This window comes from Paenarthrobacter sp. NPDC090522 (assembly GCF_044769225.1).
Lineage (GTDB): Bacteria > Actinomycetota > Actinomycetes > Actinomycetales > Micrococcaceae > Arthrobacter.
The window spans coordinates 85,842-99,253 of record NZ_JBIVXL010000010.1 but is presented as its reverse complement, the minus strand read 5'-3'; the positions used below and the strand labels follow the sequence as shown (position 1 = coordinate 99,253).

The 13,412-nt window shown below is 62.7% G+C and carries 17 protein-coding genes; 8 read left to right on the top strand and 9 right to left on the bottom strand.

What is annotated here, in order from left to right; all coding sequences use genetic code 11:
* Positions 1-3: 3 nt before the first annotated feature.
* Complete coding sequence (locus ACIQT2_RS14750; RefSeq protein WP_402947743.1) at positions 4-213, top strand: molybdopterin-binding protein; 210 nt, start codon at positions 4-6, stop codon at positions 211-213.
* A 21-nt stretch (positions 214-234) separates the two neighbouring features.
* Here ACIQT2_RS14750 and ACIQT2_RS14745 read toward each other — a convergent pair whose 3' ends face one another.
* Complete coding sequence (locus ACIQT2_RS14745) at positions 235-522, bottom strand: TOBE domain-containing protein (RefSeq protein ID WP_402947741.1); 288 nt, start codon at positions 520-522, stop codon at positions 235-237.
* 16 nt (positions 523-538) lie between these two features.
* On the opposite strand from ACIQT2_RS14745, the gene ACIQT2_RS14740 reads away from it, so the two are divergent.
* The gene (locus ACIQT2_RS14740) at positions 539-751 is read left to right on the top strand and encodes a diguanylate cyclase domain-containing protein (protein ID WP_402947739.1); all 213 of its coding nucleotides are present in this window, start codon (positions 539-541) and stop codon (positions 749-751) included.
* Positions 752-911: 160 nt separating this feature from the next.
* Here the strand turns inward: ACIQT2_RS14740 and ACIQT2_RS14735 are convergent, their stop codons facing one another.
* Positions 912-1,328, bottom strand: a complete 417-nt coding sequence (locus tag ACIQT2_RS14735) for a hypothetical protein (protein ID WP_402947736.1) — start codon at positions 1,326-1,328, stop codon at positions 912-914.
* Between the two features lie 757 nt (positions 1,329-2,085).
* Here ACIQT2_RS14735 and ACIQT2_RS14730 point away from each other — a divergent pair.
* Complete coding sequence (locus ACIQT2_RS14730) at positions 2,086-2,406, top strand: hypothetical protein (protein WP_402947733.1); 321 nt, start codon at positions 2,086-2,088, stop codon at positions 2,404-2,406.
* Positions 2,407-2,643: 237 nt separating this feature from the next.
* Here ACIQT2_RS14730 and ACIQT2_RS14725 read toward each other — a convergent pair whose 3' ends face one another.
* On the bottom strand, positions 2,644-2,934 hold the full coding sequence (locus ACIQT2_RS14725; protein WP_402947730.1) for a DUF1540 domain-containing protein: 291 nt from the start codon (positions 2,932-2,934) through the stop codon (positions 2,644-2,646).
* Positions 2,935-3,328: 394 nt separating this feature from the next.
* Here ACIQT2_RS14725 and ACIQT2_RS14720 point away from each other — a divergent pair, with 394 nt between their 5' ends.
* Positions 3,329-3,586 carry a hypothetical protein gene (locus tag ACIQT2_RS14720; protein WP_402947728.1) on the top strand — a complete coding sequence of 86 codons (258 nt, stop codon included), beginning with the start codon at positions 3,329-3,331 and terminating at the stop codon, positions 3,584-3,586.
* On the top strand, positions 3,564-4,049 hold the full coding sequence (locus tag ACIQT2_RS14715; RefSeq protein ID WP_402947726.1) for a hypothetical protein: 486 nt from the start codon (positions 3,564-3,566) through the stop codon (positions 4,047-4,049). The genes ACIQT2_RS14720 and ACIQT2_RS14715 overlap by 23 nt, the downstream gene beginning before the upstream one ends.
* Positions 4,050-4,111: 62 nt before the next feature.
* On the opposite strand, the gene ACIQT2_RS14710 is transcribed toward ACIQT2_RS14715, so the two are convergent.
* Positions 4,112-6,454, bottom strand: coding sequence for a glycosyltransferase family 2 protein (locus ACIQT2_RS14710; RefSeq protein WP_402947723.1), 2,343 nt, complete (start codon positions 6,452-6,454; stop codon positions 4,112-4,114).
* Between the two features lie 258 nt (positions 6,455-6,712).
* Here ACIQT2_RS14710 and ACIQT2_RS14705 point away from each other — a divergent pair, with 258 nt between their 5' ends.
* Positions 6,713-8,239, top strand: a complete 1,527-nt coding sequence (locus ACIQT2_RS14705; protein WP_402947720.1) for a chitinase — start codon at positions 6,713-6,715, stop codon at positions 8,237-8,239.
* A 95-nt stretch (positions 8,240-8,334) separates the two neighbouring features.
* On the opposite strand, the gene ACIQT2_RS14700 is transcribed toward ACIQT2_RS14705, so the two are convergent.
* The 4 genes from ACIQT2_RS14700 to ACIQT2_RS14685 all read right to left on the bottom strand — a co-directional run bounded on the left by ACIQT2_RS14700 (position 8,335) and on the right by ACIQT2_RS14685 (position 10,922).
* Positions 8,335-8,727, bottom strand: coding sequence for an Hpt domain-containing protein (locus ACIQT2_RS14700; protein WP_402947717.1), 393 nt, complete (start codon positions 8,725-8,727; stop codon positions 8,335-8,337).
* The gene (locus tag ACIQT2_RS14695; protein ID WP_402947714.1) at positions 8,720-9,490 is read right to left on the bottom strand and encodes a signal peptidase I; all 771 of its coding nucleotides are present in this window, start codon (positions 9,488-9,490) and stop codon (positions 8,720-8,722) included. The genes ACIQT2_RS14700 and ACIQT2_RS14695 overlap by 8 nt, the downstream gene beginning before the upstream one ends.
* Before the next feature lie 167 nt (positions 9,491-9,657).
* A complete protein-coding gene (locus ACIQT2_RS14690; protein WP_402947711.1) occupies positions 9,658-10,152 on the bottom strand; it encodes a hypothetical protein in 495 nt (164 codons plus the stop codon).
* Positions 10,153-10,316: 164 nt separating this feature from the next.
* The gene (locus tag ACIQT2_RS14685) at positions 10,317-10,922 is read right to left on the bottom strand and encodes a TasA family protein (protein ID WP_402947709.1); all 606 of its coding nucleotides are present in this window, start codon (positions 10,920-10,922) and stop codon (positions 10,317-10,319) included.
* A gap of 509 nt (positions 10,923-11,431) precedes the next feature.
* Between ACIQT2_RS14685 and ACIQT2_RS14680 the strand changes: the two genes are divergently transcribed.
* Complete coding sequence (locus ACIQT2_RS14680; protein ID WP_402947706.1) at positions 11,432-11,773, top strand: hypothetical protein; 342 nt, start codon at positions 11,432-11,434, stop codon at positions 11,771-11,773.
* Positions 11,774-11,825: 52 nt separating this feature from the next.
* Here ACIQT2_RS14680 and ACIQT2_RS14675 read toward each other — a convergent pair whose 3' ends face one another.
* Complete coding sequence (locus ACIQT2_RS14675; RefSeq protein WP_402947703.1) at positions 11,826-12,329, bottom strand: MarR family winged helix-turn-helix transcriptional regulator; 504 nt, start codon at positions 12,327-12,329, stop codon at positions 11,826-11,828.
* Positions 12,330-12,853: 524 nt separating this feature from the next.
* On the opposite strand from ACIQT2_RS14675, the gene ACIQT2_RS14670 reads away from it, so the two are divergent.
* Positions 12,854-12,979, top strand: coding sequence for a hypothetical protein (locus ACIQT2_RS14670; RefSeq protein ID WP_402947700.1), 126 nt, complete (start codon positions 12,854-12,856; stop codon positions 12,977-12,979).
* Positions 12,980-13,412 lie beyond the last annotated feature (433 nt).

Here is a 13,412-nt window from a genome sequence, read left to right as displayed (position 1 = left end):
TCAATGAAGATCAGCGCCCGCAACCGCCTCAAAGGCAGCATTGTGGAGATCACCAAAGGGGCAACGACCGCTCACGTCCGCATCCAGATTGAAGGTTCGGTGATCACCGCCTCGATCACCAACGAGGCCGTCGATGAGCTCGGATTGTCGGTGGGAGGGGAAGCCTACGCCGTGGTCAAGGCATCGGACGTGATGATCGCGATCGACGACTAAGACCCGGTCAAGCACCAGACCTTAGGCAGGGTAGATCATGATGGCTGTTGCTTTGATGACGAAATAGACGACGCTTCCCGGGGCGAGGCCGAGGTCGGCCAACGCTGCCGGGGTGATGTCTGCTGAGAGGTTCCCTGCCCGGACCCGGATCAGGTCACCGTGCGGTTCCAGATCGGTGATGGTGACCTGGAACGTGTTCCGGGGGCTGCCGTGTTCTGCATTCGTGTAGATCGAGACGGCCGACGGTGGGAAGGTCGCGGCACCGGCACTGCCTGGGTGCGCGTCCTCTTCGAGGCGGTCGGCGATCATCGGCCCTTGCTTCGTTGTGGGGCCGCTATCGGTGATCTCCCCTGTGAGGAGGTTCAGCCGTCACACCGCCCGAAGAGGTGGATTTCCGACCTCTAGCTACGGGATCTGCTCAGCCCAAGGCACGGAAGCAAAGCTCACGACGATGATCATCCGGGCCGACGAGGCCTTCTATCAGGCAAAAGACCATGGTCGGAACCGGGCAGTCAACATCAACGCGGCAGTCACATAACGGAGTAGGGATCAAACCCGCTTGGGGCTGGGGTCACGAAAACGGGCGCCCGTATCCGGGCAAACTGCCCTGCCTGCGTACAGGCAGGGCTTTGTCGCCCAATCAGCGTATCGTGCGCTGAGAAGCGGTATCACCCGCCTCGGGGCAGAACGAGCGTCGTCTAGCGCTTCGTCCGTGGGTGTTTGCGGTCCAGGATGAGTGCGGCAGCGATGCCGACCATCCATATGTCCTTGGCCAGCGGCGTGCCCTTTGCGCTGGGGCGGACGCCGTCTTCCAGGGTCATTTCCGGTGATTTCAAGTACATGGTGATCATCGACCCGGAAAAGATTCCGAGTCCCAGACCGGCCACACGGCTGGGAATGAAGGGAGCCAGCAGGGCAGCGCCCAAGGACAGCTCAGCGAAACTCAGAAGTTTGCCGAAGCGTCCGGGATCGAGCTCAGCCACTGACGGTATGACCCGGGCAGCCATGGACTGCAATCCGGCCGCGCTGTCTTTACCCAGGTCGCGTTTGCCCCAGCCCGAATTAAGAATGAACGCCCCCGTCACTAAACGTAGAGGTATATGGCTTATCCGCATGTTCGATCCCTCCATGGTCAGTTCTCTTGTTGGTTCCTGGCTCCGCAGCCAGGCTCACAGATGCCCGGACGGCGCTGGGATGCCGACCCGCCGCCTGGCATGAGCGGGCCGGTACCCCGGGTCAGGCGGACAGCGGCGACCGCCTGACCGGCAGAGCCACCGAGTTCCCTCCGAGAAAGGCGCGGATGAAACCCGCCGGCAATCAAAGCCAAGCATGCTTAGTATTGATCGCGCAAGGATCATGTCCGCGCGTCCTCAGCCCATCCTCACAACCTTCTGAAGTCCTCGACACCGCACTGGCGCATCGAACGGGAAGAGAGCCGCCGGCATCGTTGAAGGAACTGCTCAGGCAATCTGCCGTCTCCTTGTGTGCCGGCAATGCAGGAGTATGTTTAGGGATGGGGCATGGTGGGTGTATGCAGCCTTCCCCGGCTAAGCCCGCCGCCCCTGTTCGTACAGCCTTGCAGTTTCGGTTCGCTCGGCAGAGCATCTGCAGGAGGAGCTCAGCGGCTCCGTCCGCGGCGAGCAACGTGAAGAGATAGTCCTCCGGGTTGTTTGCCGCGGGTAGAGGCGGTGGTCAGGGACGTTCACGGGCGTGTCCGCTTCTCGCTCAGCCCCGTAGATACTTGTAGAATCTCGGCAAGCCAGGGCGTGCCCCAGCGTGCAGGGGGTTCGTCCGGTGTGCGGAGGCCATTGCAAGGGGCGTGCGCGGGAAGATCCGACTCGGCCGGGCAGCTGAAGGAGAAGAGGCGCGATCATGAGTGAATCCGATGAAGACGTCAGCCGGGCCGTGGCCTCGCACACGCATCTATTCCCTGGCGCAGTACTGCGGACGGATCTGCAGAGCCTTCGAGAGACGTCTAGGTTGGCCATCGTTTTCTCAGATGGATCGTTGTCCCATGCTGAAATTGTGAGTACCACGAGCGGCTCGAGGGCGGAGATTGCGCTGGCCGTCGATTCCTATCGCACGGCGGCAGGGGCGATCATTCCGCAAAAGCTGTGGTCCATCGACGAGCAGCTCACCGATAAAGAGGAAGAAGGCATATTGCGGGTCAGCGCAGCTCTGCCCTTCACGTGAGTTGTGTTTCCCACTCTGCCGGCAGCGGACTTCCGCCTCGCGGGACGATGTCTGGCCCGTGGCGGCGGGGAACGTGGATGGTACGAGGTGCGCTGGGTTGGGTCTGCCAGGGCAACACGTGATGTGGGCCCTGGTACCACGAATTCTGAGGCGAACCCGCAGTGAAGGTGTTTAACGACGAAAGGGGCGGGTCCTGTACCCACTCGGACAGGACCCGCCCCTGGATGGTTGCTTGTGTTAGGCGTGCTCGTAGGTGAGGCAGTCCGCGGATTCGGCGCCGGGGCCGACTTTCACGTCGTGTGCTTCGCACATCAGGTTGTTGTTGTGGACGCACTCGGATCGTTGGCAGGCACCAACGTGCGCGAGGACCTTGGGCAGTCCGCCCATGGTGTTCGTGTCGATGAACGTGGCGCAGGATGCGTGGTCCTGGGTGCCGCCGATGGTGATGCCAAAGGCGGTGCAGCCGTTGTGGTTGAAGCCGCAGCTGCCAACGCTACAGGCGGAGACTTCGGCAACGTGTTCGGTCATGGTTCCTCCTGGTGTGGGCCAAGGGGCGCGTACCCCGGATGTACTACCCAAACTACGCCCGTTTGCCGTGTTTTGACCGTTGTGATTAGCGCATTTGTCTGTCAGCTATTTAGGGTTCGGCATCGCATCTGATCTGAACTCCGCTTACGTGGTTGCCGGGGCGGGGTGTCGGTGGTGGGTGTCCGTGGCGTGGGCCGACGTGACGGAAGCCCGCCTAGGGGTGGTTCGGCGGGCTTCCTGTGAACACACTGCACGGATCGCTCCGCATCAGAAAAGTACCCAGTGTGGGCCTCTTCAAACCGCGGCTTGTGGCGTACCGGCGGATGCGCGGGCGGGATGTTCCCGCCGGAAGGGTGTCTCGACTTTGAGCGTGTGCCGGGTCTAGCGTTGGCTCATGAGTGTGACACCAGCCAACAGCGAAGATCCGGAACGGCAAACACCTCGCCCTGCGTCTGAAGTGCCGGTCGAGGAACCGGACGACCCTTCACTGTCTGAGCTGATCAGTGCTGAGGATCCCCTGGGGCCCGACGCCGAGGAAGAAGATCCTGCAGGTGACGATTCTTCCGGCACGGATCCGGCAAGCCCGGGTTCCGCCACCGTAGACCCGGACGGCGATGATGGTGCAGGCCGTGACGATGAAACCACCGGCTGACTGGTTGCCCGGACTGGTTGCAGGTAACCATTTCGCGGTCAACGGGGCGGTTTGCACCCTGAATTATGCCGAGGTGTATCCCGAAGGCGTGACAGCCTCCATCAGCATCCGTTTCCGGGGCCGGGTCAGTGATTCCGAGGACGGCGCGGCCAGGCATCAGATTGACGCGGCGGCCAAAGGCTCGCCGGTATCAGGCCCGCGGCTGGTGTTGAAGCAGGCTGGTGCCCTCAACGCTTACGGCACACTGATCAGCGTTGAGGGCGAGCCCGGTTTCTGGACGTTGCGGTACTGGTTTATCCATGGAACCCTCCCGGTGGAGTGCCGGTTTCACCTGGTGTGGTCGGAGGCGGGCATCGACGCCACATTCATTCTTTCCGAAGGACCCATGGCTGCTGCCCTGGATGCGATGGAGGACCTCACCGCTTGGCCTTTCCCCATCGAGAACAAAGACTTCGAACCGTAGGAGCCCGGTCCGTCGCCGCGGGCGAGGAGCTACCTCGCCGACGCAACACCGCTTGGGGTGGTTCAGCGCAGTGAGATTCGACGGCGGCGGTCGGTTCCGCCGCGCAGGTCACGGTTGAGCCTGCGGTCACCGTGGTACAGGATCGACTTCCAGTCCACTTCCTCCGCGGTCTTGGGAACCACGAGGGACACCTGCGGCGCCTTGGTCTTGGGCGTGACGTAGAGCCAGTTGACGGCGCCCAGGGCGATGTCCACCACGGAGTTCCAAATGCCGATGTAGGCCTGGATGCAGCTCATGGCCAGCACGGCATTCAGGGTGGCGAAGGCTACGTTGCCCCAGTTCTGCTGCTGCACGTCCCGCCAGATGGTGAGAACGGAGAACGCGACGATCAGGTACGGAATCAGCACATAGATGGCCGGCGCGGCGGTCCGGTCCTTGACCTTGGGGGTGCGGACGAACGGAATCTTGTCACCGGTCAGGCCCTGCTGGAGGGACTTGAGGACGCCGGCCAGGTTCACCGGAAGGAGGATGAGGTTGAAGCCGTAGATCCGGAAAATGTCACTGAACCGGTGGCCGCAATCCCGAAGGTCCGAACCCATGCACAGGAAGTAAGGCAAGGCCGCGATGAACACAGCCGGGCTCAGGAGCCTGCTGTCGTAGGGGTAGGCCAGCAGGAACAAAAGTCCGAAGCTGGCCCAGGTGATGGAGGCCATGTAGTTCACGCGCAGGAGCACCTCGCGGATGAGGATCCGTTGGCGCTGCATGCGTCGCTGGGACAACTGGTTCCACAACTTGGGCAGGATCAAGAGGCCACCGTTGGCCCACCGCCGCCGCTGCACCACCAACGAACCGAAATCCGGTGGGGTGGCGCTGTAGCTCAGGCGTTCGGGGTAGTTCACCAAGGTCCAGCCATGGGTTCCCAGGTCGATGCTGGACTCGGTGTCCTCAATGACTGTCCGGTCCTGGATGTAGGTCCGGACTTCGAACCCGCCCACGGTTTCCACTTCAACGATGTCTTCCAAGGCACACTTGCGGATGATCGCGTTGGCTCCCACCCAGAAAGTGGCTCCGTAGTAGGACATGCCCTGGTGCAGGATGTGCTGGATGTCCGTGGTGGCTCCGGCGATGCGTTCGATGCGGGTGGGGGCACCGCGGAAGGAGGAGTACGGGGTCTGGGTAACCGCTACGCGCTCGTTGCCGGCCGATTCCAGGAAGTACACCAGGCGCAGGCAGTAGTCGCGGAGTAGGAGCGAATCGGCGTCGAGGGTCAGCAGGTAGGTGCTGTCGGGGACGAGGAGGTCATTTTCGTGGGGTTGGAGTGAGGGGCGCAGGATTGTTTGTCCTGCGGTTTCTTCACGGTGCCAGCGTTTGCCCATGAGGGAGATGTACGCGTTGAGGTTCATGGCCTTGTTGGCCTCGTGGGACAGGCTGGCGTAGGCCTTGCGCTCGAAGGTTTCGGTACGGACGTTGAAGATCCAGGTAAGGCGCAGGTACAACTGCTCCATGCGCTCCGGGCTCGGCGCCGTCTTTTGGGCCTTCGCCGCCTCCAGTGCCAGCAACACGAGCCGGAGTTCCCGGGCCAGGCCCATGATCACCAGGTCAACGAAGAATTCGTCCACGTGGTCGGTGACCAGTTCGGCTTCGGCCATGGCTTCGAGCCATTCGACGGCTGCTTCGTATTCGGTGATGAGGGGTTTTAGTTGTGCCGGGTCGCCGGGGCGGGCCGTGTCTTTGCTTGCCCGGAAGGTAGTCAGTGCATTTAGGGCGCGGGTGGAGGGTGCTGCCATGGCGTCGGCGATTTGTCCGGCCAGGGCACGGGTTTCTTGCAGTCGTGCGGCGATGGCGGGGTCGGTGGGGTGGGGCGGGTCGTCCAGGAGCAGGACGACACGCAGGTCGGGGAATTCCTGGAGCGCGGCGGACCAGAGTGTGGCGCGGACGACTTGTGGTTCTTCGGCGTAGGAGGGGACGAGCACGGTGACGGCGTCGTTGTAGTGCGCGAAGTGTTGGTCGAGTTCCCCGCGGGGTACGCGGCGGTGTTCTTTGAACCGGTACAGGGCGCCCTGCCGGGCCATGAGGTACATCATCGCCGAGAACGTCAAGAACGTGACAACGACAAGGTAGGAGACGGACTCGATGCCGAAACGGAATCCTGAATTGGGGTTGTCGACGAACTGTCGGATGATGGTCGAGACGACGTAGTAGGTCCACGCCCCGACGGTGACAAGCATCGCTATGCGGCCCCAGATGATCTTCTTCGAGGATGGGGTGGGATGGACGATGGGCAGGGGTTCGGATCGTTTCTCGGAGCCCCATTGCCGTCTGCGTCCTTGCGGTTGGAGCTTCGCCGTGATGGTGTCGTTGCCGGCTTGTGCGACATCGGATGCGTCAACCAATTGATCTGTCATTTTCCCCCGCCTGACAGTGGACCGGCCGCCAAGGGACCCGGTATCACGTTGCCCGGGCCACCGCTTGACCGGTTGGCCCGTTGATTGCCCTTATAGTAATCCACGACAGTGAAGAATTGACCGGGCCCCGTCAGGGTCGGGTCGGTGGTTTGTTTGGCTGATTCGACAGCGTAATCCCGGTGGCACGTCCACGCAGGGTTTCAGATGTCATTGGGGGGTCATGTGTCACAGCATTTTCCGGGCCGCAGGTTGTCGTATGTGCGCTTGAGCATTCTGTTTGCCGTGCTTGTACTGGTGGTTGGCGCTGGTGTCGTGGCGTGGCGGTCCGCCGCCGATGCGCGCAGTGCCGCGGCCTCACCGTCGCTGTTCAGCGGATATGTGGATGTGACGGCCACGCCCAGGTACGCCTTCGAACAACCCGTCGGTGACGATGCGAAGTCCGTGGTGCTCTCGTTCGTCGTCGCTGACAACAAAGACGGGTGCGCACCGTCCTGGGGGACCTTCTACAGCCTGGACACGGCGGCGTCGGGCCTTGACCTTGACCGCAGGATCGCGCGTCTACGTCAACTCGGCGGGGACGTGAGCGTCTCCTTCGGCGGCCAGTCCAACCGGGAACTTGCCACTTCCTGCACCGACTCGATCAAGCTGCAGGCCGCTTACTCCTCCGTGGTGGACCGTTACGACCTTGCCACGATCGACCTGGATGTGGAGGGGACCGCCCTGTCCGATCAAGAGGGGACTAAACGCCGGGCAGCTGCCATCGCTGCCATCCAAAAACAGCGCAGGGATGCCGGGAAACCTCTGGCGGTCTGGCTCACCCTGCCCGTCGCACCGACCGGATTGACCGCCGACGGGACCGCCGCGGTGACGCACATGCTCGGCGCCGGGGTCGACTTGGCCGGGGTGAACATCATGACCATGGATTACGGGACCAGCCGCGTGCCCGGCCAATCGATGCTCGAAGCGACGACCGCCGCGGCCGAAGCCACCCACGAACAACTGGGGCGGGTGTACGGGGCTGCCGGTCAGGACCTGGGAAACCAGACCCTCTGGCGGAAGATCGGCCTGACTCCCATGATCGGCCAAAACGATGTAGTGGCCGATGTGTTCACCGTGGCCGACGCCCAGTCCCTGAGCAGTTTCGCGCAGGACAAAGGTGTGGGCAGGCTATCGATGTGGTCTTTGAACCGGGACGCCGAATGCGGACCCAATTATCCCAACCTCACCGTGGTCTCGGACGCCTGCAGCGGCGTGGACCAAGGACAGTCGCGCTTCTCGAAGATCCTCAGCGGAGGCCTGGCCTCCACGACAGCGGCACCGACACAGCCTTCAACAGAGGATCCGACTTCCACAGCCAGGCCCGTGGTCGATGACCCGGCGACGAGCCCGTACCAGATCTGGTCAGCGGAGGCGACCTACGTTCAAGGAGACAGGACCGTCTGGCAGGGAAGCGTTTACGAAGCCAAATGGTGGACCAAGAACAACGTGCCCAATGACCCGGTCAGCGAAGGATCCCAGACACCCTGGAAACTCATCGGCCCCGTGCTCCCGGGCGATAGACCTGTGCCTGAGGTGACCGTGCCCGTAGGGACCTACCCGGCTTGGGTGGCCGGGACCGTGTACCGCAAGGGCGACCGGGTCATGCTCGACGGTCACGTTTTCGAAGCGAAATGGTGGGTTCAGGGCGACAGCCCGGCAGCAGCCCTGCAAGGATCTTCAGGGTCGGCATGGATGAAGCTCAGCAACGAGGAAATCACCAAACTCCTGCAGAGCCCGCCGGCCTGATAAACGAAACCCGCACACCACCGGGACCCCGGGCTCTTCCGCCGCTGATCCGCCCCGGGCGGACAGGCCCGAACGGGCTCGCCCGAACACAGGGGTTAGGTGGTGCGGGTGAGTTCTTCGGCCTCGCGCAGCAACCGTTCTTCCCTGCCCCTGAACCGGTCCACCGTGCGCTGCAACCGCGGCCCCTGGTGTGCTGCGGCAGGCCAGGACCCCGAGTGGACCATGTCCTGAAGGGTCCGGCACTGCTCTTCGATCTCGAGGGCCCCGACCATGGCCGAGGAGATCCTCAGGCTCAGCACAGCGTCCATCGCCTGCGCCGTGTCCCGCTGCTCCAGGGCATGGAGGATTCGTTCTGTCCTGCCGGGAAGCATCCGGAAGTAGCGGAGGAGGAAGCGAAGGAACGCCACGGCGTCGTTCAACTCCTCTGCCAGCACCGTCAGGGTCACCTGGTCCAGGACCGGGACGACGCCGTCCGATTCCTCACTCACCGCTGGCCGCCTGCACTGCTGCCGATTCCCCGGACGAGGCCTTGGCGGAGTCCTTGGTCCAGATGGAGGCGAGCATTCCGATGACCAGGATGGCCGGGGCGCCGTACATGAGGATGTTCGCCACGACCGGTTCGCGCAGGGCACGGATGGCGTTGCCGACGTAGGGGATGGTGGCGACTTGCTTGTCCACGGTTTGGCCCTGCAGGGTGGCGATCCAGGGGTCGATCCCGTTGTTCGCGTCGCCCTTGGTCTGCACGGCTACGCCGCCATCGGCGGTGGTGGTGATCTCGGTGATGCGGTGCGTTTCCACGCGCTGGTCCTCAACCGGGATGTGGTAGGTGATGATGTCGCCCACCTTGATGTCCTTGACCAGCATCGGGACGGTCACGACGACGTCGCCCGGGTTGATCAGCGGGGCCATGGAACCGGTGAGCATAGTGGAGGTCTGGTAGCCCAGGATGCGCGGCCCGATCGCGAGGAAAACGAACGCCAGCGCAGCGAGCACCAGCATGCCGGCGCCGACGACTTTGAACGTCTTGCCCGCGATGCGGCCAAACGCACCGGGAGCTGCTTTCGTGGAAACCCCGACGGCGTCCGGTGGGGTTGCTGCTGTGGGCTTCAGTACCGCCGCGGACTGCTTCACGGCGGTGGTCGTGGGGGCGCCGGACTCGGCGGGCTGCATCGGCTTGGCGGGCTGCACCGGCTTGGCGGCGGAACGCCGGCCATGGAGGGCGGGGGTGTTGATGCTGGTCAGTGCGCTCATGATCCTGGCGTTCCTCGTTAGTGGTTCTCTTGCTGTTCCGGTTACGAGTCTGAAGGGCCTGGCTCAGGCATTCGTACTGGTTAGCCTCAAGATTCGCTCAGAAATCTCCTGGAACAGGAAAAGGATGAAGGGGACACGGCGGGAGTGACGTTGGTAGGGGTCGTGGTTCAGAGGCTCCGGAGGTGGTGGCTGTGCAGTAGTTCGACGGAGTCGTCGGGGACCTGGGCCGGTTTGCTCACGGGGGATTGGGTGTCATCGAGGAACACCCGGTAGTACATGCCTTTGCGGTGGGGTTCCACCCGGTAGACGTGCGCCATCCATTGATGACCCAGGATTGCCTCGACCCAGGCTTCGCATTCCTTTGGGACCAGTGTTGTCAAGGTGCCGGTTTGGCGGCGGTGTCCGGCCATGCCGATGGTGACGCAGCAGCCCGTCACTTCGCGAGAGGAGCTGAACCGGTACAGGTCTTCAAGGTCCGCGACGACGGTGAGGTAAGTTCCGGTGTGGGTGACCGAGGGAACCGGGCCGATGCGGCCGAGCCTCCGGTCGATGTGGATCCCGGTCGGCCCCGGCGCGCAGAAGCTCAGTTCCCGCATGAGCTCATCCAGTGCCGGTCCGTGCGCGGCCCGGATGCGGTGGCTAAGTTCTGAAGTGCCGTTCACGGCCCCTCCTTCGGGGGAACTGTTCCTTGTGCGTTCACCCTGTTCCGTGAGGATCAAGACAGGGTGCTGAACTTCCTCAAGACTTGCTCAAGAAATGGTCCGGAGGCCCGGCCGAAGGGCAAACAGGCCGGACCTCCGGGGCGTGAAGCCCGGAATCGCCCTGGTTACTTGACGGTTTCGGTGCGTTGGGTGCCGGTGAAGGAGAAGGCGATGGTGGAGGTGGCGCCTTGGAAGGTGTTGTCTGCGGTGGTGGGGAACGCGGTGGTGACTTTGAGGTTGTCGGTCTTGGCCGAGGTCAGGGAGGTCAGGTTGTTCAGGACCTTGTTCGCGCCGATCACCGGGGCCGAGGCCAGCACGGTGGTTTTGGTCCCTGCGCAGGTGTACGGGGCAGCGGACCCGGTCCACGGCACGGAGCAGTTCTCGATGGTCAGCTGCAAACCATTGGTCGTGTCGGTGGTCAGCAAGGAAGAAGTGGCGCCGGCGGAGGTGGTGAGGGTGACGTTGTTCAGGTCCGAGTTGCCGGTGTTGGCCAGGGTGACGAGCTTTTCGACCTTGTCGCCGGGCAGCAGGCCCGCGACCGGGACGTTCAGGGTGTTTGATGCCCCGGCGCCCAGGGCGATGGTCACGGTCCCGGCGGTCACGGCCTGGGAGGCGGAGGTGGAGGAAGTGAACGCACCATAGGTGCCCATCCTGGCGACGGCGGCCGCGGTGCCGACCAGCGCGACGGAGGCGAGGATCTTGCCGGAAGTGGTCTTGAGGCTGATGGCCATGTGAATCAGTGTCCTTTTCAACGTGGCCACCGTTTCCCCGGACGGCCGTTTCCTTGTTTCCAGCCTTACTGGCTGACAAGAAATACTCTGACGGGCACGGATCAAGACAGAATCCTGCAAAGCTGCAGGACTGCGTCAGGAAAACCTCAAGAAACCCGCAGCCACCTTGCTTTAGGTGCTCAAGTGGACGGTTTCGGCTCGAGCAGACGGGCTTGCCCGGGCGGCCTGTGTGTCTGTGCAACGGTTGCGGTCCGGGACCGAACGATGTTCTGCCGTGGATGGACAACGGGGACCGGGGGCGATTGCCGGACCGGCCGGGCCGCCCGGTCAGTGGTCGATATCTCAGGCCGACACGCAACGGAGAAGTCCGACCGAATCGGGACGGTTCGCACTGCTGGTCCAGGAAGGTCCGGCTGAATTTGAAGCGGGGCAGCCTATAGTGAGGGGGTGAGGGCACTCGCTGATGCAGACCGGCCGCCCGGTGCCCACTGCAGATTAAGGCCCCTTAAATGACCAAAACCCACATCAGCAGCTTCCTGGCCGATTCCGTGTACTTCGAAGAAGACACTGAGGAAGGGCTCGATAGTGACGCGCTCTATGGCTTGTACATCAGTTGGTGCAGGCTCGGAAACAAGATACCGGCCCCGGATTCCGTCTTCGCAGCCGACGTGCAGACCGCAGGACTGACTGTTCTGGACCGCGACGGGATACGTGTCTATCCCGGCCTGCGAATGGTTGGACCCGCCGCCCGCGACTACGTCATGAACAGCTTTCCTCTGCTGGAGGACCCGGACCTGGTGGCTCCGATTCGACAGGATGTGGACGACGGGCCGGCTTCACATACCGCCTGATCTCCGGGCAACCGACACGATGCCGCGCGTCAATTGCAATGAACCAGGCAAGTTATTGTGCTCGGTGTTGTTCCTCCGGCAGGGTCCAAAATTTCATCTGTGGTGCCGCTCCAGGGGGAAGCGCCGGTTGACCTATCCCGCGCACGATCCCTTCGAGGTCATCCCGAAACTTGAGGGAGTCAGCGCACAGTCCAGACAGTAACGCTCGTTCGATACCCCGGGCCTTTTCCAACAGCGCGACTCCGGCGCCCGTAATGGTCACCTCGTGCCTGGACCTGCCGTGTCCGCTGTCGATGATGCTGACGTGCCCCATGGATGCAAGCAGATGCAGCGTCGGTCCCAGTGATTGGGGTTGGATACGTATACTTCTGGCCAGGGCGGCCTGGGTCGTCGTGCCTTTGACGGCCAGAGCGTCCAGCGCCGTCACCGAAGCCACGCTCAGTCCAAGACCTTGGAGTTCGTCGTTCCAGCGGCGCCCCAAGAGCCTGGCGGCCGCCGACAGCAGGCTGCTTGTGGGCCATAGGGATTCTTCGGACTGTTCAGCGTGGACGGTCATGATCGAACCCCATGCATCCGTGGCGGCGCGAAGCATGGGAGCGAAAGCCTACGATCGGAGGCGCTGGTGCATGCCGCACCCGAGGCGTTGGAACGTTGACCATGTGTCGTATCCATCCCTAGCCTCCGCCCTTGATAATCAGGGTCCTTACTATCTGACGCTACAGGTATTAGGGACGCGACGCAAAGGGCCGCTCAAGCGGGGCCGCCACACCGGTGGAAGAATGGGGCCGGGCGGCCTGTCCCACATGGTGTTTGGTGGTCGGGGGCGCCCAAGCTTGTCGGTGCTGTGAATTGTCAGCGGGAGGATCGTGTCCCGGAGCGGGCGTGTCCCGCCTGATGGGGGACCAGACGGGACACACACTGACTGTACTACTAAGTAGTCTGATGATTTGAATCCGGACGTTGGGGACTTATGTGGCTCGGTGCGCGGGTAAACGGGATCTGGACGGTATGGGTTCTGATGGAGTCGTGGAACCGACAGCGACCGACTGGGCATGGATCCGAACAGCAAGGCGGTGGTAGATGAGGCGGGAAGTTCTTCGTGATTGCGTCGTCCATTGGGAGGAAGGCGAGGTGATCCATGATCGGCTGCTGATGGGTCGCTCACCGGGCAACCCGAAGGGCCGCAGCCGGGAGTTCGAACACTGATGACGATCCAGGTCCAAGGTTCGCCCTCGGCATTCCACCGCCCACCAGGGGTAGCCGCAAGCAGTCTGTGGACGGATCAGGTTTGACTGTGACAGGTCCGGATGGCCTGACAGCCAATCCAAAGAATTGGCTGTCAGTGTGGCAATCCCGGCATGTCGCCGCAGAAGCCCAACGGGGTGGAAGGGCCACGGCTTCTGAGCGCATCGGGGTTGGGCCTTCCTGGATTGTGAGACCAGCCTCGCGAAAGCCGGTGACCGAGGCCCGACTCATGGGCTGACAAATGGTCGTTGCTAACGGCCATCTGCTGACCATCGAGCAACTTGTCGTTGACTTATCGCGTGAGGAAAACATGGCTCCCGAAAAACGCTACTGATCAGAAATTGACTTTAAATCTAGTTAGATAGTCTAGCTATATGTATGCTTGCTAATGTTC